Raw genomic sequence first — 22,286 nt, 5'->3', positions numbered from 1 at the left:
GAATGTCGTTGCTGCGCAGGGGCTTTTCACGGAGGCGAGATGCACGTTCTGATTGCGGATTTCGATCTTTTCCGCACCGTCGGCGGCGGGCAGACGTTCTATCGCGCCGTCATCGAAAAAAATCCCCAAATCGAATTCTCTTATCCGATCGTCAATGAGGCCGTCGATTCGCCACGCCCTGCGAATGCGCGGGCCATCCGCTGCGAGCCGCATTACGTCGAGCGGCAATGGACCGATTACTGCGACCTCGTGCCGCCTCGCTGGTGCCTGCCCGCCTTCCTGCTCGCGAGCAACATCGCCTATTCGGTGCGCGGCCGGTCGTTCGACGTCGTCGATTTGCCCGACTACAAGCAGCTTGGTTATTTCCTGCCCGCCGCCTTGGCACACCACGGCGCCGATGTGAAGCGCGTCGCGCTTTCGATGCACGGCGTGATTTCGACGACGATCAGCATGAACTGGGGCAGCGACGGCGCATTGCCGCAGGAAGCCGTCCGGCAAGAAGAGATGCAGTACCAGGCGGCCGACATCCGCTATGGCTTGAGTGCCGATTATCTCGACGAGTGGCGAGCACGATTCGCGCTCGCCTCGCACTATCTTTGCCCGTTGCGGTTTCTCGGTCCCTACCTGCCAGTACGTTCCGCCGAATCAGCCGACCCGCCCGATCTGAACTTCGTGGGCCGCACGGAAAAGCGCAAAGGGCCCGATGTGTTTGCGGAACTGTGCTGGTGGCTGCCGCCGGCGCTCTACGCCCGCGCGCGGATCATCGGGCCGCCGAGCAACGACCTTTTTGGCACCAGCTCCGAGCAGCATCTGAACGACTATTTGCGCCGTCGGCCGGGCGACAAGGCGATCGAGCTGTGTCCCGCGGCGACGCCCGACGAGTTGCGTCAGCGGTTTGCCGCCCGCAGCATCACGGTGCTCCCCTCGCGTTACGACACCTTCAACCTCGTGGCCGTCGAGTCGCTGTTCTCCGGCTGCCCCACGGCCATCGGCAACGGCGCAGGCGTGTGCCGCTTTCTCGACGAATACTTCCCCGGCGTCCCGTATATCAAGCTCGACATGGACCGGCCGCTGGCAAGCCTGCCGCAGCTGGAAAGCGTGTTGGCCGATTACGATCGTTACCGCGGGCGCCTCGTGGAGTCTCTGGCGGTTGCGTCGCCCTCGGCGCGCGGTCCGTCGCTGGCCGAGATTTACGGCAGCCCGCCGTCGTTTAGCCAAGACGTGCGGCGCGAGGCGTCCGGCTGGTATCAGCGGATGATCGAGCACGCCGGCCGCACGCCAACGGGCATAACCGGCCTGAAGGAATCGGTCCGCCGGCTGGTACGCAAGCACACCAGCCAGCAGTTCCGCGCGGGTGTTCGCAGCCTTCATCCCCGCCGTTTGGCCGCCGCTTGCAAGCCTGCCGTGGGCAAGCGACTGACGCAACGACGCGCGCCGCCCGCGCGCGAGCTGGAGATGCGGGGCAGGGCCGTCGCGGCCCGCTATCATGCCGTCGCTTGGATGCCGGAGCGCACGACTGCCGAGCTTTCAGAGAAGTGGCGGCAGTGCGGCCAGCTTGTCGTCGATTTGCGAATCGACCGGGCGCGGCTGTGGCGCGAGTTGGCGCGCATCGAGTCGCTGCGCGGCAACGGCCTGGTGGCCGCCACCTACCGCCTGCGCGCGATGCGGCTTACCGGCACAGACCAGCACGGCGATCTGCCCACGGTCATGCAAACGCTTGGCGAACACGGCTTTCACCGCGAAGCGGAAGTGGCCGCCGCCATGTACGACGGCCAGCCCGACGGCCAACACCGCTGCCGCGAACTGCTCGATCGCGCGGCCCGCGATCATCGTCGCCCGGCCGGCGCGGAATATGAATTGATCGACGACCGGCGCGGGCCGCGCACCTATCGGGCTACGGTCATCGTCTCGCTCTACAAAGCGGCCGCGAACTTGCCGCTGTTCCTTGACACGCTGTCGCTGCAAACGCTGCTGCGGACACGTCAGGCGGAAGTCGTGCTCATCGACAGTGGCTCGCCCGAAGACGAATATCGCGTCTTCCGCCAGTGGGCCGACCGCACGGGCACGCCGGCCGTTTACGCGCGGTCGAGACACCGCGAGACGATTCAAGCGGCCTGGAACCGCGGCATCGGCCTGTCGCACGGGCAGTATCTCAGCTTCTTGGGCGTCGACGAAGCGATGCTGCCCAACGCCCTGCAAGTGCTCGCCGACGAGCTCGACGCCAACCGCCAGGTCGATTGGGTGCAGTCCAACAGCCTGGTGATGCGCGTCAACGAGCGCGGCCACTGGGTGAGCGACCTCATGACCTACGATCGCAGCGGTTATGCACAGCGGCTGGTCTACCTGGAAACCTGTTACCTGTCGTATGTGGGCGCAATGTACCGCCGCACGATTCACGACCGGCTCGGTTACTACGATGCCAGCTTCGGCGCGGCCGGCGACACCGAGTTCAAGAATCGTGTGCTGCCGTTCATCAAATCGAAGGCCATCGGCCAGACGCTGGGTGTGTTTTGGAACTATCCGGCGGGCCAAACGACGTGCAGCCCTCAAGCAGAGATCGAAGACTTGCGGGCCTGGAACCTGCACCGAACCGCCGCGGGCGTTCGCTACGCGCTGGAGAACGCCGATTTCAGCGAGGCCGAGAATTTGCTGTTCGCGGCCCTGCAGCACCGCAAGTCGTATTGCCGGCACGTCAGCAGCGACATCGAATACGCCTGGCACGTGGCCCGGTATCTCGACGAAGCATATCCCGGCATGCCTAGCGGCCGCTTGTGCGAGAGCATCGGCATTCTGCTGGACGCCTATCGCGATCTCGATCGTTTGCCGCACATCGTGCCGCAAGCGGTGGCCGCCACGCTCGGCCGCGTGGCGCGGCTCGATGCGCAGGTCACCCGCGAGCACCGCCTTCTGACGGAAGGACGCATCGAGCCGGCCTACGATGTCTTTCGCGACAACCGGCACGAGCAGCACCAGAACATCTGGTCGACGGAGCCGGGCCAAACGCTGCCACGCGTCGCGCCCTCCGGCCGTCGGGCGGCGTGATTCACGGGCGAGGACTGAATAACTTCCAGCACGATGCCATAGGTCTTACTAACGCCCAAAGCCTAACGCCTTCTCGTCGCGGCGCAAAAAAAACCCCTCTCGCCGGGCTCGGCGGGGAGGAGTGTCCGGAATAGTGAAGATATCGCGTGAGGAAACCAGCGGGCTCGCCCGTTTCCTCATGCCAACAAACCAGGTGGATCTTGCATTTATGCCTCCCTGTTGTTGAAGGTCCGAAAGGAGTCGTCTCAAGACACTCGTCGTGACCGCGATGCAACTCGGTCGGCTAGTCCGTATTGGGCACACCGGAGCCCCGGTTACGCCATTTTCCCCGTGCTGTGAGGATCTGTCTAGCCGGGCAACCGCGCCGGAGAGTCCGGCGCGATCCGCCAATACAAATCACATCGCTACCGGAATCCTAGCAGATCGCTCGTTCGCCGCAATACTGAACAAAATTATCTGTCGCGGCACCGGCCGGAGCCCCCAGGGCGCTTGGATTTCAAGGCCCCCAAAGCACGAGGGGACGGCCTAATCGACCCATGACAGAGCACTAGGCGGCGGTTTTTTGCGGGCGGCCGAACCGCTCGGCCGTCGTTTTGGCCAGCGCGATAAACTCGCGCAGGGCCTGTTCTACGCGGCGATCAAGATCGTCAAGCTGCTGCAAGGCTTCATCTTGGCGACGTTCAAGCTCGGCGAGCGGGTCGGTCGAGTCGGCGGCAATCATGAGTGAGCGGTTCAGAAGAAGAGCGCGCCTCCTGGAACATGATCGGCAGGCATTGCGTCTGCCCATGAATCCGTCCGGCCCGCCTGGCGCGCCTGCATTTCTCTTTTGCCCGTGTGCCGTAGAATGCAGTGCTGCTTAGAGCGGACCGGATGGCCGCCGGCCGAGATTCTCGGCGGGAGGAAAGTCCGGGCTCCGCAGGACAGGGCGGTGGGTAACGCCCACCGGCCGCAAGGCCAGGGAAAGTGCAACAGAAAGCAAACCGCCTCGTGGAGATTTCCGCGCGGCAAGGGTGAAACGGCGAGGTAAGAGCTCACCAGCAGGCTGGGCGACCAGCCTGGCTAGGCAAACCCCACCCGGAGCAAGACCAAACAGGAAGCAACGCCGGCGGTGCAAGCCGCCGGCGTGCGGGCTGGTTCCGGCCCGCCATCGACTTCCGGGTAGGTTGCTGGAGGGGCCGAGCAATCGGCCTCCTAGAGAAATGGCCATCGCCCCGCGCGGTTCTTGCCGCACGGGGAGACAGAACCCGGCTTACAGGTCCGCTCTAAGCGTTTTTTTCGAGCACGTCGCGCCAGAATTGCGGCATGCCGGCGAACGCCGCGGCGTAGGTCATTTCCAACGGCGTGTCGACGTAATGGCCAGGATCGAGAAACAGCGGCATGTCGGGTAAAGGCGCCCGACGGAAAGGTGTTCGAAGAAGGCCTCCGGCACTTCTGCGGCACGGCAAAGGCGGCCAGTTGCCGCCGCCCCCGTTTACGTTGGTTCGGAAGATCGGTCATTTCAGAGAACAACTCCCCGGCACTCGATGGGCGACTAATTCCTCCACGCGTTCCGTCCCGCAATTCGGGCCAACCCTCATGGTAGCCTGAAACGCCGTGGAGAAAAGCACGTCGCTCTCGATACCCGGCTTAGTAAAGGATCCTTGACTAACACAACTCGCTAGTAAAGAATCCTTTACTAACGAACAACCTGGCAATCGCATTTCGATGACGCGGACCACCGGCAGCTTTCGGGTTTTGAACGTCGGGGGCGAAGAAGTGCGGTCGTTCCAGCCTCGACCCCTTCCGCCGGCCGAGCCTCCGCTCGTGCTCGATGAAAGGCTGCTCGCCCTGCACAACGCCGCACTGGCCGCCGTCGGCCGCCTGGCGGTGGCCGGCGTCATGGTTCCCAGCCCCAATTGGTTTCTGTACGGCTTCGTCCGCAAAGAGGCGGTGATTTCGTCGCAAATCGAAGGGACTCAGGCCACGCTGAAAGACGTGCTGACCTATGAGGCGACGCATGACGCGGATCGTTTGGACGATGTTCGCGAGGTTTGCAATTACGTGGATGCCTTGGCCTTCGCGCGCCGCGAAATCGCTCGGCCCAAAGGCCTGCCCTTGAGCGTTCGTTTGCTGTGCGCGGCGCACAACCGGCTGATGCGCGGGGCGCGAGGCGCCGAGAAACAGCCGGGAGCGATACGCACGTCGCAAAACTGGATCGGCGGAACGCGACCGGGCAACGCCTCGTTCGTGCCGCCGCCGCCCGACGCTTTGCCGCAGGAATTATCGGAGTTGGAGCGTTGGCTCTATGCCGACGATCCCTTGCCGCCGTTGGTGCGCGCCGGTCTGGCGCACGTCCAGTTCGAGACCATTCACCCATTTTTGGACGGCAACGGACGTATCGGCCGCCTGCTCATTGTTTTGCTGCTGGAGCATTGGGGGCTGTTGCAATCGCCGTTGCTCTATTTGAGCTTGGCCTTCAAACGGCATCGCGAGGAGTATTATCGTTGCCTTTCCGCCGTGCGTGCCGCTGGTGACTGGGAAGGCTGGACGGCCTATTTCCTGGAATGTGTGCGTGAAGCGGCCGACGACGGCATCGCCACGGCGACAAGCTTATTTGCGTTGTTGAACAAAGACCGCCAGCGTCTGCTCCGCATGCGCGATGCGACCATCCCAGCCGTCCGCCTGTGGGACGCGTTGCCCGGCCGACCGATCGTGACGCTGTCGGGAGCCATGTCTTTACTCAAAACGACAAAACCGACCGCCGCCAAAGCCGTCGCCACCTTGTGTAGAGCCAACATCTTGCGCGAGACCACGGGCCGCCGCCGGGACCGAGTGTATGCCTACCACGCCTACCTCGACGTTCTGACGAAAGATACCGATGCGTTGCCTTGACGCGGCATCGGTCTCGCCCGACACTCGTAAAGGACGAATCCCTGCTCAAGCGGATCGGAACGATGCCTCTGAAATACCCCACAGCCCGGCGAGGCGATCAGGTCGACGATTATCACGGCGCCAAGCTGCCCGACCCGTATCGCTGGCTGGAAGATCCCGACAGTCCCGAGACGCGGGCCTGGATCGAGGCCGAGAATAAGCTCACCTTCTCGGTGCTCGAAAAGATCCCCCAGCGCGACGCCATCCGCCGCCGGCTGACGGAGCTGTGGAACTACGAAAAGTACGGCGTGCCCGAAGCCCGTGGCGGACGCTACTTTTACACCCGAAACGACGGCCTGCAAAACCAGAGCGTGCTCTACTGGGCGCCGGCCCTCGATGCCGAGCCGCGCACGCTGCTCGACCCCAACGCGCTTTCGAAGGAAGGCACGATCGCGCTCTCCGGCACGGCCATCAGCGACGACGGCAAACTGCTGGCTTATGGCCTGGCCGCGGCCGGCTCCGACTGGCAAGAGTGGCGCGTGCGAAACGTCGAAACCGCCGACGATCTCGACGACCATCTCAAGTGGGTCAAGTTCTCCGGGGCAAGCTGGAGCAACGACGGCCAGGGCTTCTATTACAGCCGCTACGACGAGCCGAAGCCCGACGAGGAGCTGACCGGGCAAAACTATTTTCAAAAGCTTTACTATCACCGCGTCGGCACGCCGCAGTCGCAAGACAAGCTCGTCTATCAGCGGAAGGACCAAAAGGAGTGGGGCTTTCACGGCCAGGTAACCGACGACGGCCGCTGGCTGGTGATCGTGGTCACGCACGGAACCGAGCGGAAGAACAACCTGTTCTATCTCGATCTCAGCCACGCGAAGGCCGAAGTCGTGGAGCTGCTGACCGGCTTCGAGGCCCGCTTCGATGTTCTCGGCAACGATGGTTCGACGTTCTGGCTGCGGACCGATCTCGACGCGCCGCGCAACCGCGTGGTGGCCATCGACCTGGAACACCCGGCCCGCGATCGCTGGCGGGAGATCGTGCCCGAAGCGGAAGATACGCTGGAAGAAGTCCACGTCGTGGGCGACCGCTTTTTCGCCGCCTATTTGCAAGACGCGAAGAGCCAGGTCCGCATGTTCGATCTGTCGGGCAAATCGCTGGGCGGATTGGTTTTGCCCGGCATCGGCAGCGCGGGCGGCTTCACCGGCCGGCAAGCGGACCGCGAGACGTTTTATTCGTTCACCAGCTTCGTCTCGCCCCCGGCCATCTATCGCTACGAGATCGACGCGGGAAAGAGCGAGCTGTTCCGCGAGCCGGAGGTGCCTTTCCAGGCGTCCGACTACGAGACCCGGCAGGTGTTTTACAACAGCAAAGACGGCACGCGCGTGCCGATGTTTCTGGTGCATCGCAAGGGACTGAAGCCCGACCGGCCGCGGCCGACCTATCTCTATGGCTACGGCGGGTTCGACATTTCGCTGACGCCAGGTTTCTCGGTGGGGCGGATGGTGTGGCTGGAGTTGGGCGGCGTGTTCGCCATGCCCACCTTGCGGGGCGGCGGCGAATACGGCCGGGCGTGGCACGAAGCGGGCATGAAGTCGCAGAAGCAAAACGTGTTCGACGACTTTATCGCCGCGGCCGAGTGGCTGATTGACGAAGGCTACACCTCGCGCGACAAGCTGGCGATCGCCGGCCGCAGCAACGGCGGCTTGCTGGTGGGCGCCTGTCTCACGCAGCGGCCCGATCTGTACGGCGCCGCGATACCGGCGGTGGGCGTGTTGGACATGCTGCGGTTTCACAAGTTCACGATCGGTTGGGCCTGGGCCTCGGAATATGGTTCGGCCGACAACGCCGACGAGTTCCCCGCGCTACTGGCGTATTCGCCGCTGCACAACATCAAGCCGGGCACGGAGTATCCGCCGACCCTGATCACGACCGCCGACCACGACGACCGCGTGGTGCCGGCGCACAGCTTCAAGTTTGCCGCCGCTTTGCAGGCCGCGCAAGCCGGCGACGCCCCGATCTTGATCCGCATCGAGACCAGTGCCGGGCACGGCGCCGGCATTCCCACCTCGAAGGCCATCGAAGAGATGGCCGACGGCTACGCCTTTCTGGTGAAGATGCTCGACGTTGACGTGCCCGCGGCCCTCAGCCGCTGACGCTCAAATTCCCCGCGCAGCGCGCTGCGCGTGCCGGTTGATTCTGTTTGGGACGCGCCGCGCGCGGCGCCTGCCGGCAAACTCGGCGGGGACGCGCCGCGCGCGGCGGATAGCGGCAAAAACCGGGCGGGGACGCGAAGCGCGCGTCGCGGTGCCGACGAATTCGACATCACCGGGAGGGCGGTTCGGTAACCATGTTACGGTCGCTTGGCGTCAATGTGGGCTGACCGGTTTTGGCTGCCTCGCGCCGCGCGCGGCGCGGGGCGCACAGATTAGTAGCTTTGGATGGATCGCTGTCATTGCCTTAACCGATTGCCTCACAAAGAGTTAAGAAGGCGCATTGGTAAAGCTTCGCCCAACCCGTTCCCATTTCACACTAACCCGAAGCGCAAGCGAGGATTTCCCGGTTTTTCGTGCTCCTCGCTAGCGCTTCGGGTTGGTGTATACCGGAACCAAGCGATTGTTGACGGTTTTCGGCAGCCAAACCACTCTTCACGAATTACTCCGCGGTTCGCTTTGCAAACGTCCGTAGCGACGGAGCTGCGGCCAAACCGCGGCCACGAGAAGCACCACCACCAGCGTGCCGATGCCGCCGGACACCACGGAAATCGCCGGAGTGAAGAGTTGGGCCACCAGCCCCGATTCGAAGGCGCCCAGTTCGTTCGAGGCGCCGATGAATACGCTGTTGATGGCCGAAACGCGGCCCCGCATGTCGTCGGGCGTGAGAAGCTGCACCAGCGTGTGGCGAATGACGACGCTCACGATGTCGAAGGCCCCGGTCAGAAACAGCATCGCCAGCGAGAGCGGATACGACTGCGAGACCCCAAACACGACCGTCGCCGCGCCGAAGCCCGCCACCACCCACAGCAGCGTCCTGCCCGCGTGCTCGATCGGCGGGCGATGAGCCAACACAAAGGAGAACACCAGCGCTCCGACGGCCGGAGCGGTGCGCAGCCAGCCGAGCCCCTGCGCGCCGACCTGCAAGATGTCTTCGGCATAGATCGGCAACAAGGCCACCGCCCCGCCCAGCAACACGGCGAACATGTCGAGCGTAATCGCCGCCAGCACGATCTTGTTCCGCCACACGAAGCGAAAGCCGGCCAACAGCGCTTTGCTCGTGCTCGCCGACGCCGTGGCGGCATGCTTCGGCACGTGCATCGCCGCCAGCAGCGCGAAAAAGACCGCGGTCGATGCGGCGTCGATCAGATAGACGGGCCAGGCCCGGCCGGAATAGCCGATGAGCTGCCCGCCCGCGGCCGGTCCCAGGATGGCGGCAAGCTGGAAAGCGCTCATGTTCCAGGTCACCGCGTTGCTGAATGCGTCGCGCGGCACAATCTGCGGCAGCAGCGAGGCTTTGGCCGGCTGCAAGAACGCGCGGGCCACTCCGCTCAGCAGCAACAGCAGATACATCCAGCCGATGTCGCCCTGCGTCCGCGAGACCCACGCCAGGCCAAGCGAGCAGCTTGCGATCGACAGCATGGCGATCATGACGATGGCCTTGCGGTGCGAGCGGTCGGCTTCGTGTCCGGCGGGCAACGTCAGGCAGACCACCGGCAGGAACTGCACCAGCCCGACCAGGCCCAGGGCCAAGGGCCAGCGCGTGCGCTCGTAGATTTCCCACTGCACGGCCACCGTCTGCATCTGCATGCCGAAGATGGCCAGAGAGTTGCCCGCCAGGTAATACTGAAAGTTCCGCAGCCGCAGCGCGGTGTATGGGTCGTGCGGCACGGTCAGCAGCGCTTCCGGCTCAGGCTCGCTTTCGATGCTTTCGTCGAAACTCATCGGGCCATTCTAGCGTGCTGTTCGCGCCCGGCCAAAATTCCTATAATAGGGTGCTGCACGGATTGGTTCCGTGCCCGACTGCACCGAGGGAGCACCGACATCATGGCAACTTTGCGACGGCTGACCGTTCTTGTGCTGCTGGCGATCGCGTTCGATTGCGCGGAACCGCTGGGGCCGGCCGCGGCCCAGGTCCCGGCCGTCGTGCAGCTTCCGTCCATTTCGACGTTCGGCGTCAACACCTCCGTTTCGGCTCCCGACCGCGGTTCGGTTTCACTGGGAGGCGTCGGCCGGTCGAGCATGGGTTCCACGGCCTATGGCTCCGGACTGTTTCCGGGCAACCGGTCGTTTGGCCGGAACTTGAGCAGCAGCCGGACCTCGCTACGGGCGACCGTGCAAGACCTCGATGCTCTCGATCATGCGACCCTTGAGCGTGCATCGGCGGGGCGGGAGTCACAAAGGTCGGCCGCGGAAGCGTATCTCGCCAAGCGGCGGCTGGCGATCGCCCGGCAAAGTTCCGCCGGCCAGGTTCCGCCCTCCAGCGTCGCCGAGGCGCGACGGCAGCGAGCGGCCGAGCTTGCCAGCCAGCAGGCCGAAGCAGTGCAAAACGTCAAGCGGGCGCGTGATGCCGCCCAGGCCGGCAAGCCACGCGTGGCCGCGATGTTCTACCAGCTTGCCGCCAAACAGGCCACGGGCGAACTGAAGTTGCAAATCGACAAAGAAGCCGCGGCCTCGGCCAGAGAATCGGCGGCGTCCCGCCTGGCGCAGACCGGCCGCACGTCCGCGAGGCAAAGGCGACCGCTACCCCATTGAGAATCCTGTTGTCTGAAGAGCAGATTCGCGCCGGCGTCGAGCGGCTGGCAGGCGAAATCACCGCGCACTACGGCGACGGGCCGCTGACCATCATCGGCGTGCTCACCGGCAGCGTCGTTCTGCTGGCCGATCTCATTCGCCATCTCCGCATGCCGCTGCGCGTGGGAGTGGTGCAGTGCCGCAGCTATCGCGGCAAGACCACCAGCCCCGGCGCGCTGGCCGTGAACGCCGACCTGCTGCCGGAAATCCGCGGCCATCGCGTCCTGCTCGTCGACGACATCTTCGACACGGGCCAGACGCTGGAGCAGCTCTTGATCGACTTCGACGAGCTCTCGCCGCGGTCGTTGGAAAGCGCCGTGCTGTTGCGCAAGCAGGGACGGCAGAGTGTGGCCGTGCGGCCCGACTACGTCGGTTTCGAGATTCCCAACGAGTTCGTCGTCGGTTACGGCCTCGATTATCACGATGCGTTCCGCAACCTGCCCTACGTGGCGGCCCTGGAAGCCCACGAGCTCGGTCCAGGACCGGCCCAGCACGGACCGGGCCAGCAAGGACCGGCACAGTGACGCCGCCGCGCGTGGTGCTCGTAACACGGCGTTTCTGGCCACTGGTGGGCGGGGCCGAAATCATGGCCGCGCGGCTGGCCGGCGGCCTGCACGCCAAGGGAGCCGCCACCACCATTCTCACCGCGCGCTGGCAGCCGGATTGGCCCGCCGAGATCGAGCACCACGGGGTCCGTGTCATCCGCCTCGCCAATCCGCAAACGCGCGTCTGGGGCACGTGGTGCTACATGCGGGCCGTCGGCCGCTGGCTGCGCAGCCACCGCTCGTCGTTCGACCTGGTGTATGTCTCGATGCTCAAGCACGACGCTTACGCCGCCGTGGCCGCCGCCCAGCGTGGCGGCTTCCCCATCGTGCTGCGCGCCGAAGGGGCCGGCTTGACGGGCGATTGTCATTGGCAGCTTGAGGCGAACTTCGGGCTGAGCATCAAGCGGCGCTGCCAAAAAGCCCAGGCCTTCGTGGCCCCCAGCCCGGCGATCGAGCACGAGTTGATCGTGGCCGGCTACGCGCGGAGCCGCATCCATTACATTCCCAACGGCGTGGCCATACCCGAACCGCGCGACGAGGCGGACCGCGCCGCGGCCCGTGCCGACCTGGCCGAGGCCGACGCCTCGCTGGCCATCGGCAATCAGGCGCCGCTGGTCGTTTATACCGGCCGACTGCACGCCATGAAGGGGCTCGAATACGTGGTGCGGGCCTGGCCCAGCGTGCTCAAGCGGTTGCCCGAAGCCCGGCTGTGGCTGGTGGGCGACGGTCCCTATCGCACCCAGCTCAACGAGCTGATCGGCAATCTTGGCCTGTGGGGATTCGTCTATCTGGCCGGACCGTTCGACGACGTCGAAGAATTCTTGCGGGCAGCCGACGTGTTTGTTTTGCCCTCGCTGGAAGAAGGGATGTCGCTGGCGGTGCTGGAAGCGATGGCCATCGGCCTGCCGGTGGTGGCCAGCGACATCCCGGCGAACCAGGCGATCGTCGAAGATCACGTGAGCGGGCGTCTGGTGCCGCCGCGCGACAGCGATCGGTTGGCCGCGACGATCGTCGAGCTGATCGAGAACCGCGAGTTGGCCGACGCGTTGGCCCAGGAAGCCCGACGACAGGCGAGCCAGCGGTTTTCGCTCGATAAGCTGGTAGACCGGCATCTGGAGTTGTTCCAAAGATTGCTCGATCATTAACGTTATGCCACGGATTCTGCACATTATACCCACGCTCGACCGATCGGGCGCCGAGAAGCAGCTCATGCTGCTCGCCACGCGGCTGCCGCGCGGCGAGTTCGATCCGCACGTCTGCGCGCTCACGCGCAGCGGGCCTTACGAGCACGATTTGCAAGCGGCCGGTGTGCCGCTGACGATCATCGGCAAATCGTCGAAGGTCGATCCCGCGGCGTTCTGGCGGCTTAAGCGGCAGGTGGCCTCCCTGCGGCCCGACCTGGTGCATACCTGGCTGTTCGCCGCCAACAGCTATGGACGCGCCGCCGCGCTGGCCACCGGCGTTCGACGCATTGTCGCTTCCGAGCGGTGCGTCGATCCGTGGAAAGTATGGCACGAGCTGGCCATCGATCGCTGGCTGGCACGGCGGACCGATCGCATCGTCGTCAACAGCAGCGGCATTCGCGAGTTTTATCAGCGGCACGGGATCGCGGGCGAGAAGTTTGTGGTCATCCCCAACGGCATCGAGGCTCCGCCGCCCAGCGAGGTGACGCGGTGCGAGTTGCTGGCCGAGCTTGGCTTGCCGGCCCATGCCCGGCTGGTGGGCGCCGTGGGCCGGCTCTGGCCGCAGAAGCGGATCAAAGACCTGATTTGGGCCGCCGACTTGCTGAAGGTGATTCGCGACGACGTGTATTTGCTGATCGTCGGCGACGGACCGCACCGTCCGCGGTTGGAGCAGTATCAGCGGCAGGTGAGGATCGAAGACAAGGTCCGTTTTCTCGGCCACCGCTCCGACGTGCCGCGGCTCATGCCGCACTTCGACGTGCTGTGGCTCGGCAGCGAATACGAGGGGCTGCCCAACGCGATTATGGAGGCCATGATCGCCGGCGTGCCGGTGGTGGCGACGGACATAACGGGCAATCGCGACCTGGTCGTGGCCGGCGAAACGGGCTATCTCGTCCCGATCGGCGACCGGGCCGCCTTCGCTCGCCACACTCAGCGAGTGCTCGAAGACGCGGAGCTGGCCGCTCGTTTGGGAGCGGCGGGCCGCCAACGCATGCTGAACGAGTTCAGCGTCGAGAAGATGGTGGAGCGACATGGGGCGTTGTATCGCGAACTTCTCGGCTAGCGGCGGCAACGTGGAACCAGCGAGCTTGCTACTGCCCTTGCCGGTCGTGCGCCGATGCCATAAGCTTTTGCGCAAACGTGGCGGTCGCGAGTCAGGGAAGACCGCCGGCAAATACCCGTTGAGGTCGGCATGGAACCGGGCCACACTCTTGCTGCGTTCGCATTCGACAGGACCGCGTCGACAGCGAAATCGGCTGCGCGGGTGCCCGGCGCGGAGGATTTGTTTGGCGAAATCCGCCGGTCAACCGAGCGGGCCGCCGATTGGCTGCGTTCGGCACAGCACGCCGAAGGCTACTGGTGCGGGGAGCTGGAAGGCGACACCATCCTGGAAAGCGAATACATTCTGTTGTTGGCCTGGCTGGGCCGGAATGACACGCTCGAAGCCCACAAGGCCGCCCGATACATCCTGTCGAAACAGCGGCCCGAAGGCGGCTGGACGCTCTACCCCGGCGGCAAGCTCGACGTCAGCTCCAGCGTCAAGGCCTACTTCGCCTTGAAGCTCACCGGGCACCCGGCCAGCGCCGAGCACATGCAGCGCGCCCGGCAGGCGATCCTGGCACACGGCGGGGCCGACGCGGTCAATAGCTTCACTCGCTACTATCTGGCATTGCTGGGCCAGATTTCCTACGAAGAATGCCCGGCCGTGCCGCCGGAGTTCTTGCTGTTGCCGACGTGGTTTCCGGTGAATCTTTATTCGATCAGCTCCTGGAGCCGCACGATCCTGGTGCCGCTCTCGATCATGTCGGCTTTCCGGCCCGTGCGGTCGCTCGCTCCGCGGCTGGGCATCCGCGAGCTGTTTTTGCAGCCGCCCCACCGCTGGCCGCCGCTGCGCTGCCCCGGTCTGAAAGGCGGCACGGGGCCTCTGAGCTGGGACCGTTTTTTTCGCGTCGCCGACGGCCTCTGGAAATGGTGCCAGCGCCATCGCCTGCTGCCTTTGCGGCGACGGGCGATCGACGCGGCGGCGCGATGGATGACCGAACGCTTTGCCGGCAGCGACGGACTGGGAGCGATCTTTCCGCCCATCATCTGGAGCATCGTGGCCCTGAAATGCCTGGGCCACGACGACGATTCGCCCCAGGTGCGTTATTGCCACGAGCAGTTGCGGGGCCTGATGATCGAAGAAGACGACACCTTGCGGCTGCAACCTTGCAAGTCACCCGTCTGGGACACGGCCTTGGCCCTTCGGGCGCTTGCCGGCGCGCGGCAGGCCCAAGACGGTTCCGATCGGGCGGTCGCCTGGCTGCTCGACAAGCAGATACTGCGGTCGGGCGACTGGTCGAAAAAAGTGCGGGCCGAGCCGGGCGGCTGGTGCTTCGAGCACGCCAACGACTTTTATCCCGATCTCGACGACACGGCCATGGTGGCGATGGCGCTGGCCGAACAGTTCGTGGCCTCGGTCGACGACGACCGGCCGGCCGGCGGCGATGGCCCGACGGGCGATCTGCTTCAACGGACGACGAAGGCGATCGCTCTGGCCGAGCGCTGGATGCTGGCCTTTCAGAACCGCGACGGTGGCTGGGGGGCGTTCGACCGCGACAACGACGCCGAGTTTCTTTGCCATGTGCCCTTCGCCGACCACAATGCCATGATCGACCCCAGCACTCCCGATTTGACGGCACGGGTGCTGGAGTCGCTCGGCACGCTGGGGCGTCGCGTGGGCGACCCGGCCATCGACCGCGCAGTGGCCTACCTCCGCTCCTCGCAAGAGGCGGATGGAAGCTGGTTCGGCCGCTGGGGCGTCAACTATATCTATGGCACTTGGCAGGTGCTCACCGGGCTGGCGGCCATCGGCGTGCCCAGCGACGATCCGCTGATGACCGCCGGGGCCGAATGGCTGCGGGCCCATCAACAGCCCTCTGGCGGCTGGGGCGAATCGTGCGACACCTACGCCGATCCCGCGCTGCGCGGCCAGGGGCCGGCGACGGCGTCGCAAACGGCCTGGGCCGTGTTGGGCCTGTTGGCCGCCGGCCGCCGCGACGACCCAGCCACGCTCCGCGGCCTGCGGTATCTCGTTTCGCAGCAGCGCGACGACGGCTCATGGGACGAAACCGCCTTCACCGGCACCGGATTTCCCTTGGTGTTCTATTTGCGTTATCACTTGTATCGGGTTTACTTTCCGTTGTTGGCGTTGGCACGATGGCAGAGGTGATTCTGGATTTTCGATTTTGGATTTTCGATTGAATCCAAAATCCAAAATCCAAAATCGGAGAATTGGCATGTCCGTTCCCCTTTCCCAAATGTGGACCGTCGCGACCTACGTGCTCGGCAAGCGGCTGCGCGGCGTGAAGCGCTATCCGCTGGTGCTGATGCTCGAGCCGCTCTTTCGCTGCAACCTGGCATGCGCCGGCTGCGGCAAGATCCAATATCCCGCCGAAATCCTCCGCCGGAATCTAACGCCGGAGCAGTGCTTTCGGGCGGTGGACGAGTGCGGGGCGCCGATGGTCTCGGTGCCCGGCGGCGAGCCGCTGTTGCACCCGCAGATCGCCGAGATCGTCGAAGGGCTCGTCGCCCGCAAAAAATACGTCTATCTTTGCACCAACGCCTTGAAGCTCCAGGAGTGCCTGCCGCGCTTCAAGCCGTCGAAATACCTTTCCTTTTCCGTACACATGGACGGCCCGCGCGACGAGCACGACCGGGCGGTCTGCCGCGACGGCGTGTATGAGGTCGCCGTGCGGGCCATCCAGGCGGCCATTGCCGCCGGCTTTCGCGTGACGACGAACACCACGCTGTTCAACGACGCCGACCCCCAGCGGTTCCGCGAGTTCTTCGACACGGCGATGGAACTGGGCGTGGAAGCGATGATGCTCTCGCCCGGCTACAGTTACGAGCGGGCGCCCGACCAAGAGCACTTTTTGCGGCGCGAGCAGACGCGGGGACTCTTTTTACGGCTGCTCGCAAACCCCAAGCGGCATTGGCGATTCAACCAGTCGCCGCTTTTTCTGGAGTTCCTCAAGGGCACGATGGAGCTGGAGTGTACGCCCTGGGGTACGCCCACCTACAATCTGTTCGGCTGGCAGAAGCCGTGTTATCTGCTGGGCGACGGCTATGCCGAGACCTTCGACGAGCTGATGCGCACGACCGACTGGCCCGCCTATGGCCGCGCCAGCGGCAACCCGAAGTGTCGTGACTGCATGGTCCATTGCGGCCACGAGCCGACGGCCGTGCGCGAGACGTTCCACTCCTGGCGGGGTTTTTTCAAGACCGCTTGGCTGACCGTGATCGGCCCGCGCCGCGTAAGCGAACTGGAGTTGGCCGCCGCCGCCGAACGCGGTCGGCCGGAAAGGCCGACCTCCCACCCGGAGGCCGGCGGCAAGAAGCCTGCATCGGTTTATGAATTGCCGGTCCTGGCGAGGTGAAGCGCCCGCGCAGTCGAACCATGAAGCTCAACTGCGCAGGGCGTACTCATCAATACGCGCGGTCGAGATTCGGATCGATCGCCGCGTTGCCGGGGCGGCGAGCTTGCATGGGCGGTATTCGACCGGGCTGATCGAACGTCGGCTCGACGTAATCGGGCACAAAGCCGCCACCGACCGGCGCCCCGGCCACAAACTGACCGGTCTGGCCCGTCAGCAGCGCCTCGACGCGATCGTTCCGCCCATTGCGATCGATGTCCAGCGCGACCGCGTCGCCCGGAACATGTCGGGCCACCATCCGCGAAACGTCCTGAGCCGAGTAAATTTCGCGGCCGTTGAGCGCCAGGATCACGTCGCCCACGCGCAGGCCGGCTTCGGCGGCCGGGCTGTTGCTGCGCACGCCCGAAATCCGCACCACGCCGTCGGGCGTCTCACTCATGGTAATGCCCAGGTACGCCCGCTGCCGCGGATAGGGCGGCCTGGCGTAGCCGTCGGCGGCGTAACCGGGGCCGTAGTAACCTGGTCCGCCGTAGACGGGGCCGTAAGCGTAGTAGCCGCCGGGCACGTAATACGAAGAGTATCCAGGATACGCGTAATATCCTGGGTCGAAGTTGCCGAAGGTCCGGGCTTCGGCTCGTCCGATTTGCCGATCGGCACGCGCTCGCATGCGTGCTTCTTGTCGAAACGTCTGTGCTTGGACCACGCGTTTCCCCATCGGCAGCATGCCCGCCACGATGGCCAATGCGAAACCGGTTTGCGAAAGTTTGCTGAACATGGTTCGTCTCCCGTTGTCTAAGGCGCAATGCCCCGCTGACTGGGAATGCAGAAACCGTGCCCATCGGGAGCGACGTGGCCGCTCTACGCGCGGGCCTCGGCCTGCGCGGCAGGCGACACGTTTGTCACGTCCAATGTTCTGGAGTTGGTGCGACTTCGGTTGAATGTCCGTCAGCAGCACGTTGAGGGCGTCGAGTACCTCCAGCAACCTCGTCGAGGGGCGCTTCGTCGATCTCTCGAAGGTCGCCTGCCCCTACCGTTTGCCCGACTACCGCCATCATGCTTTGATCGTTTTGGCTGGTGTTAGCTGCGTCTTTGCCCCCCTCGCTGCTGATTGGCTCGCGAACTGGTCGAAGGCCAAGCAAGTCGAGAGGCAGGCGCAACGATTGGCCGGACAGCAGCGGCGGCGACAGGCGGCAACTGACGCATTTCTGAAGCACAAATACCGCCTGGAAAAAGACATGGCACAGCTCTTCAACGAGATGCAGGAAGAGGGCGCCACGCTTGATGAGATAACGAAGCGGACCAAACAGTTAAAGCAGGCCAACAACAAATCGCTGACGGCCGAGTTGAAACTGCTGGCAGATGAGGAGGCCAGATCGCAGTCACCGTGAGACACCCGCTCGGTGCCGAGACGAGGAAGTCCGCGTGCGTTCCTCTGTAAGCCTTTACGGTTTAACATCTTATGGCGATACTCGCAGGCGGGCGCCCTGTCACGCGGACACGGTGCGCAAAACAAAAGCGACACGCGCGTGTCGCTTTTGTTTTGCGCGAGGGACTCATTTGGTCCCGGCCTTCGACACGGCGCAGAACAAACGCGCCGCGCGCGGCGCTTTTCTCATGGTACGAGGGACTCGTTTTGATTCCGGCGTTCGAGACGGCGCGCCCTGCGAAGGCGCCGCGCGAGGCGCTTTTGTCGCGCACCCGGCGGCCGGTCGTGCGCGAGCGTTTCGACGCTCAATCCGCGCGGCCCGTTGCTTGTCGGCGCCGCGCGGACGCGACACGCGTGTCGCTTCGCGCGCGCAGCCCAAGCCCGGATGTGGCGAGTGCGACAGTTTCCTCGCCAATTCCCGCTGCTTTTTCACAGCCGAAATCGACGGTTTTGCACATGCCTCTCCCACGCTAGGTTGCCTTGGCGGACAGATTCTCACCGACCGCCCGCACGGCGGCCACCAGATCGAGATCCTGCCGCGGGAAAACGGTTCGTAGATCAAGGTAGAGCCGCTCGTCACGAACGCGGCCGACCACGGAGGGCTGCCCGGTGCGCAGACGGGCAGCGAGCCGATCGACGCTGATCTCGGCCGGCGTCAGCGCGACGCACCAGGTGTCGAGCTGCTGCGTCGGCACCGCGCCGCCACCCAGGTAAGTGACGTCGGCAATCGCATCGGCGGCGGCAATCGCGTGACTCGTCGCCATCTGCGGCGCGAGTCGCTCGGCCCGCGTCCGCAGGTTGTCCAGCGACGTGCTCAAGAGCTGCAACAAGGGAAGCCGCCGCTTCGCTTTCTCCAGATCGCGGTACAGCCGCAAGGTGCCCGCCAGGGCCGCCAAGGTCAGCTTGTCGACGCGCAGCGCGCGCGTGAGCGGGTGTCGGGAAATCTTGTCGATCAACTCGCGCCGACCGACGATTACGCCGCATTGCGGCCCGCCCAGCAGTTTGTCGCCGCTGAACAGCACCACGTCGGCCCCCTGCTTGATGCTTGTCGCGGCCACCGGCTCGTCGGCGAAGCCGAACTCGGCGAAGTCGATCATGGCCCCGGAGCCGATGTCGTGAATCACCGGCAAGCTCTTCGATCGGCCGAGCTTCGCCAACTCGGCCAGCGACACGCTCTCGCTGAAGCCGGCGACCACAAAGTTGCTGGGATGGACGAGCATCAGGGCCGCCGTCGCCTCGCCGATCGCCCGATCGTAGTCGTCGAGCCGCGTCTTGTTGGTGGTGCCTACTTCGCGCAGCACGGCGCCGCTGGTGGCCATCACTTCGGGCAAGCGATAGCTGCCGCCGATCTCGATCAATTGCCCCCGCGAGACGATCACCTCTCGGCCCGCCGCCAGGGCCGCCAATGCGAGCATCGTGGCGCCCGCGTTGTTGTTGACGACCAGCGCGGCCTCGGCGCCGGTGAGTTCCGTGAGCAATCCCTCGACGGCCAACACGCGTTGCGATCGCTGCCCGGTGGCCAAGTCGAGTTCCACGCTGGCGTAATCGCGTGCCACGGCGACCATCTCGGCAATCGCCTCCTCGGCCAGCGGCGCGCGGCCCAGGCCCGTGTGCAGCAGCACGCCCGTGGCGTTGATCGCGGGCCGAAGCTGCGGCTTGTCGGACTCCAGGATTCGTTCGGCGATCCGCTGGGCCAGCTCCTTCACGTCGGGAAACTTGACCTCCGCGGCCGTGGCCTGAATCTCCGTCCGCAAATCATCGAGGAACGACCTCACGCGGCCGACGACCACGTTGTGGCTGACGCGCGAGACGAGCCCCTTCAACGGAGGGCTTTCCAGCAGTTCGTTGACGGATGGAAGATTGCGCAGCAAGTTGCTCGGCATGAGTGCGGCTTTCGATGGGTGGTGGTGAACCGACGCGCAATATGACAGCCTTGCCCGATGCGATCAAGATGCGGCGGACTGAAGGTGCATTGCGCTTCGGTTCAGTCAGATGGCACGGGCCAACAGGCTCTCCAGGCGGTGTACGACCATGCCCGTCGTCACCTCCTCCATGCAGATGTGATGATGGTGGCAGTGAGCCAGTTTGCGCAACAGGCAGGGCGAGCACGGCACGTGGGCCTGCACGACGGCGTCGGTGCGGCCGTAGGGGCCGGTCAGCGCGGCGCTCGTGGGGCCGAACACGCTCACCACCGGCCGGCCCAGCGCCACGGCCAGGTGCATCGAGCCGGAATCGTTGGTGACGCACAACTCCGAGCGGCGTACGAGCGAGATCATTTCGGCCAAGGTCGTTTGGCCCGACAAGTCGCACACCGCCGGCGCGAGCGCGGCCACCTGCCGGCAGCGAGCGCGGTCTTTCGGCGCGCCGGCCAGAATCACTCTGAAATCGCGCTGGATCAAATGCCTCGCGACGCCGGCAAAGCCTTCCACGCGCCAATGCTTGGTTTGCCACACCGTGCCCGGCACCAGCAGGGCCAACGGGTGCGAGGCGAGGCCGTGTCGCGACAAAAGATCGTCGACGCGCTCTTCGACCGCCTCCGGCAGATAAATGCGGAAGTCGGGCACGCCCGGCTCGAACCCCAACACTTCGCCCAGCCACAAATATCGATCGACCGCGTGCGCCTGGCGATCGAGCAGCGGAATGTGGTGCGAGTAGACCAGCCAGGCCCCTTCGCGCGCCCGCTCGAAACCGACGCGAAACGGCGCCCCGCTGGCCACCGTGAACAATGCCGACCGGAGTTGACCGTGCAGGTCGACCACCAACTCATATTGCGAACGACGCAGGGTGCGGAGCAAGCCCAGCATTCCCTTGGTGGCAAACCATTCGCGTCCGAACCGCGCATAGCGCCGCCGGTCGAACAGCACCACGTTCGACAGGTCGGGATGGTGCCGCACCAGATCGGCGTTTTCGGGCGTCACCAGCCAATCGATCTGCGCATCGGGATAACGCTCGCGCAGCCGCACCAGCACCGGCAACGTGTGGACGATGTCGCCCACCGCGGACGGCTTGATGAGCAGAATGCGATCGAACGAGCGGGTGAGAAGGGGTTCGCTGCTCATGGCGTTCCAGGCTACGAGGCGGTCCGATACTCCGCCGCCTCCGCCGAGCGGCCGCCGAGCGACAGGATGCGCTTGGTCCAGGCCGAAAAACGGTGCCGCTTGAGCTCGCGGTCGACAATCCGCTGCTCCGTCACCCAATTGAATTGCAAAACGCGACGCTGGCCGACGAACGGCTTGTGCCCGTGGAACGAATTGTTCGACCGGCGGAAACAGAGCAACGTGCCTTCGTCGGGCGGAACTTCGACAAGCACGTCGTCGAGATCGTCGGCCGACCGCAGCAACCGCAGCCGGCCGCCCGGCGCTTCCCAGTTCGAGTTCATGTAGACCAACACGGTGATGATCTTCGAGGGCGTGTCGGTGTGGATGCGGCCGTCTTTGGCGCTGGCACAGCCGCGCACGGTGACCATCGTCGGGCGGCCCGAAAGGTCGATGCCGAACTTCTCTTCGAAGGCCGCGCGCATCTCGTCGCCGTTGAGCTCGGCGACCAGGTTGCCGAACGCCGGGCCGTAGGTCACCTCGCTCAGCGGAAAGCTGCCCGGACGCTCGATCTTGGGGTAGCTGGCGTTGATCGCCGCGCGCGCTTCGGGCCGGACGAAGCCGGGCAGCACCAGGTAGTCGAACGGTTTTCGGACCAACTCAGCGGCGCGGAAGGCCGCGAAATCGAGTGCGCCCATGATTTCAGCTCCTTGTCAGTTCTCGCCAGGCCTGGCCCGCGGCCAAACAACGTCTGTTCGGCCATTGGGGCGGGTGAACTTGAACAAAACGCCGGCTTCTTGGCAAGACGAGTTGGAGTAGGGTTCGGGGTTCAGGGTTCGGGGTTCGGGGTTCAGGGTTCAGGGTTCAGGGTTCGGGGTTCAGGGTTCAGGGTTCAGGGTTCAGGGTTCAGGGTTCAGGGTTCAGGGTTCAGGGTTCAGGGTTCAGGGTTCAGGGTTCAGGGTTCAGGGTTCAGGGTTCAGGGTTCAGGGTTCAGGGTTCAGG

At 64.9% G+C, this 22,286-nt stretch carries 16 protein-coding genes and 1 other RNA gene; 11 read left to right on the top strand and 6 right to left on the bottom strand.

Annotation, left to right across the window (positions count from 1 at the left end; all coding sequences use genetic code 11):
- Positions 1–39: 39 nt before the first annotated feature.
- Entirely contained in the window at positions 40–3,042 is a 3,003-nt protein-coding gene (locus VNH11_26115) for a glycosyltransferase (GenBank protein HVA49869.1), read from the top strand.
- Positions 3,043–3,589: 547 nt separating this feature from the next.
- On the opposite strand, the gene VNH11_26110 is transcribed toward VNH11_26115, so the two are convergent.
- Complete coding sequence (locus VNH11_26110) at positions 3,590–3,763, bottom strand: hypothetical protein (protein HVA49868.1); 174 nt, start codon at positions 3,761–3,763, stop codon at positions 3,590–3,592.
- Positions 3,764–3,900: 137 nt separating this feature from the next.
- Between VNH11_26110 and rnpB the strand changes: the two genes are divergently transcribed.
- From rnpB to VNH11_26095, 3 genes are all read left to right on the top strand, one after another.
- Positions 3,901–4,310: RNase P RNA component class A (gene rnpB / locus VNH11_26105), an RNA gene on the top strand.
- A 436-nt stretch (positions 4,311–4,746) separates the two neighbouring features.
- Entirely contained in the window at positions 4,747–5,913 is a 1,167-nt protein-coding gene (locus VNH11_26100) for a Fic family protein (GenBank protein HVA49867.1), read from the top strand.
- 62 nt (positions 5,914–5,975) lie between these two features.
- Positions 5,976–8,048: a prolyl oligopeptidase family serine peptidase gene (locus VNH11_26095; GenBank protein HVA49866.1), complete on the top strand. Its 2,073-nt coding sequence runs from the start codon at positions 5,976–5,978 to the stop codon at positions 8,046–8,048.
- 492 nt (positions 8,049–8,540) lie between these two features.
- Here VNH11_26095 and VNH11_26090 read toward each other — a convergent pair whose 3' ends face one another.
- On the bottom strand, positions 8,541–9,830 hold the full coding sequence (locus tag VNH11_26090) for an MFS transporter (GenBank protein HVA49865.1): 1,290 nt from the start codon (positions 9,828–9,830) through the stop codon (positions 8,541–8,543).
- Between the two features lie 102 nt (positions 9,831–9,932).
- Between VNH11_26090 and VNH11_26085 the strand changes: the two genes are divergently transcribed.
- The 6 genes from VNH11_26085 to hpnH all read left to right on the top strand — a co-directional run bounded on the left by VNH11_26085 (position 9,933) and on the right by hpnH (position 16,826).
- The gene (locus VNH11_26085; protein HVA49864.1) at positions 9,933–10,640 is read left to right on the top strand and encodes a hypothetical protein; all 708 of its coding nucleotides are present in this window, start codon (positions 9,933–9,935) and stop codon (positions 10,638–10,640) included.
- 8 nt (positions 10,641–10,648) lie between these two features.
- A complete protein-coding gene (gene hpt, locus VNH11_26080; GenBank protein ID HVA49863.1) occupies positions 10,649–11,203 on the top strand; it encodes a hypoxanthine phosphoribosyltransferase in 555 nt (184 codons plus the stop codon).
- Positions 11,200–12,369 carry a glycosyltransferase family 4 protein gene (locus VNH11_26075; GenBank protein HVA49862.1) on the top strand — a complete coding sequence of 390 codons (1,170 nt, stop codon included), beginning with the start codon at positions 11,200–11,202 and terminating at the stop codon, positions 12,367–12,369. Before hpt ends, VNH11_26075 begins: the two co-directional genes overlap by 4 nt.
- Before the next feature lie 4 nt (positions 12,370–12,373).
- Complete coding sequence (locus tag VNH11_26070; protein ID HVA49861.1) at positions 12,374–13,471, top strand: glycosyltransferase; 1,098 nt, start codon at positions 12,374–12,376, stop codon at positions 13,469–13,471.
- A gap of 201 nt (positions 13,472–13,672) precedes the next feature.
- Complete coding sequence (gene shc / locus VNH11_26065; GenBank protein HVA49860.1) at positions 13,673–15,619, top strand: squalene--hopene cyclase; 1,947 nt, start codon at positions 13,673–13,675, stop codon at positions 15,617–15,619.
- A gap of 67 nt (positions 15,620–15,686) precedes the next feature.
- Positions 15,687–16,826, top strand: coding sequence for an adenosyl-hopene transferase HpnH (hpnH, locus tag VNH11_26060; protein ID HVA49859.1), 1,140 nt, complete (start codon positions 15,687–15,689; stop codon positions 16,824–16,826).
- A 49-nt stretch (positions 16,827–16,875) separates the two neighbouring features.
- On the opposite strand, the gene VNH11_26055 is transcribed toward hpnH, so the two are convergent.
- A complete protein-coding gene (locus tag VNH11_26055) occupies positions 16,876–17,598 on the bottom strand; it encodes a PDZ domain-containing protein (GenBank protein ID HVA49858.1) in 723 nt (240 codons plus the stop codon).
- Positions 17,599–17,857: 259 nt separating this feature from the next.
- Between VNH11_26055 and VNH11_26050 the strand changes: the two genes are divergently transcribed.
- Entirely contained in the window at positions 17,858–18,211 is a 354-nt protein-coding gene (locus VNH11_26050) for a hypothetical protein (GenBank protein HVA49857.1), read from the top strand.
- A gap of 508 nt (positions 18,212–18,719) precedes the next feature.
- On the opposite strand, the gene selA is transcribed toward VNH11_26050, so the two are convergent.
- The 3 genes from selA to VNH11_26035 form a co-directional block, all read right to left on the bottom strand.
- The gene (gene selA, locus VNH11_26045) at positions 18,720–20,132 is read right to left on the bottom strand and encodes an L-seryl-tRNA(Sec) selenium transferase (protein ID HVA49856.1); all 1,413 of its coding nucleotides are present in this window, start codon (positions 20,130–20,132) and stop codon (positions 18,720–18,722) included.
- Between the two features lie 105 nt (positions 20,133–20,237).
- Positions 20,238–21,308, bottom strand: a complete 1,071-nt coding sequence (gene waaF / locus VNH11_26040) for a lipopolysaccharide heptosyltransferase II (GenBank protein HVA49855.1) — start codon at positions 21,306–21,308, stop codon at positions 20,238–20,240.
- 11 nt (positions 21,309–21,319) lie between these two features.
- Positions 21,320–21,982: a 2OG-Fe(II) oxygenase gene (locus VNH11_26035; GenBank protein HVA49854.1), complete on the bottom strand. Its 663-nt coding sequence runs from the start codon at positions 21,980–21,982 to the stop codon at positions 21,320–21,322.
- Positions 21,983–22,286 lie beyond the last annotated feature (304 nt).

This window comes from Pirellulales bacterium, from assembly GCA_035533075.1.
Classification (GTDB): domain Bacteria; phylum Planctomycetota; class Planctomycetia; order Pirellulales; family JAICIG01; genus DASSFG01.
The sequence above is the reverse complement of the archived record's forward strand: the minus strand, read 5'-3'. Positions and strand labels throughout refer to the sequence as shown.

What these genes read in the sequence shown, in the direction of transcription:
- VNH11_26115 (HVA49869.1), top strand. Translation starts at nt 40, where the DNA reads ATGCACGTTCTGATTGCGGATTTCGATCTTTTCCGCACCGTCGGCGGC.
- waaF (HVA49855.1), bottom strand. Translation starts at nt 21,308, where the DNA reads ATGAGCAGCGAACCCCTTCTCACCCGCTCGTTCGATCGCATTCTGCTC.
- VNH11_26070 (HVA49861.1), top strand. Translation starts at nt 12,374, where the DNA reads ATGCCACGGATTCTGCACATTATACCCACGCTCGACCGATCGGGCGCC.
- VNH11_26035 (HVA49854.1), bottom strand. Translation starts at nt 21,982, where the DNA reads ATGGGCGCACTCGATTTCGCGGCCTTCCGCGCCGCTGAGTTGGTCCGA.
- hpnH (HVA49859.1), top strand. Translation starts at nt 15,687, where the DNA reads ATGTCCGTTCCCCTTTCCCAAATGTGGACCGTCGCGACCTACGTGCTC.
- VNH11_26055 (HVA49858.1), bottom strand. Translation starts at nt 17,598, where the DNA reads ATGTTCAGCAAACTTTCGCAAACCGGTTTCGCATTGGCCATCGTGGCG.
- VNH11_26095 (HVA49866.1), top strand. Translation starts at nt 5,976, where the DNA reads ATGCCTCTGAAATACCCCACAGCCCGGCGAGGCGATCAGGTCGACGAT.
- VNH11_26085 (HVA49864.1), top strand. Translation starts at nt 9,933, where the DNA reads ATGGCAACTTTGCGACGGCTGACCGTTCTTGTGCTGCTGGCGATCGCG.
- selA (HVA49856.1), bottom strand. Translation starts at nt 20,132, where the DNA reads ATGCCGAGCAACTTGCTGCGCAATCTTCCATCCGTCAACGAACTGCTG.
- VNH11_26110 (HVA49868.1), bottom strand. Translation starts at nt 3,763, where the DNA reads ATGATTGCCGCCGACTCGACCGACCCGCTCGCCGAGCTTGAACGTCGC.
- VNH11_26100 (HVA49867.1), top strand. Translation starts at nt 4,747, where the DNA reads ATGACGCGGACCACCGGCAGCTTTCGGGTTTTGAACGTCGGGGGCGAA.
- VNH11_26090 (HVA49865.1), bottom strand. Translation starts at nt 9,830, where the DNA reads ATGAGTTTCGACGAAAGCATCGAAAGCGAGCCTGAGCCGGAAGCGCTG.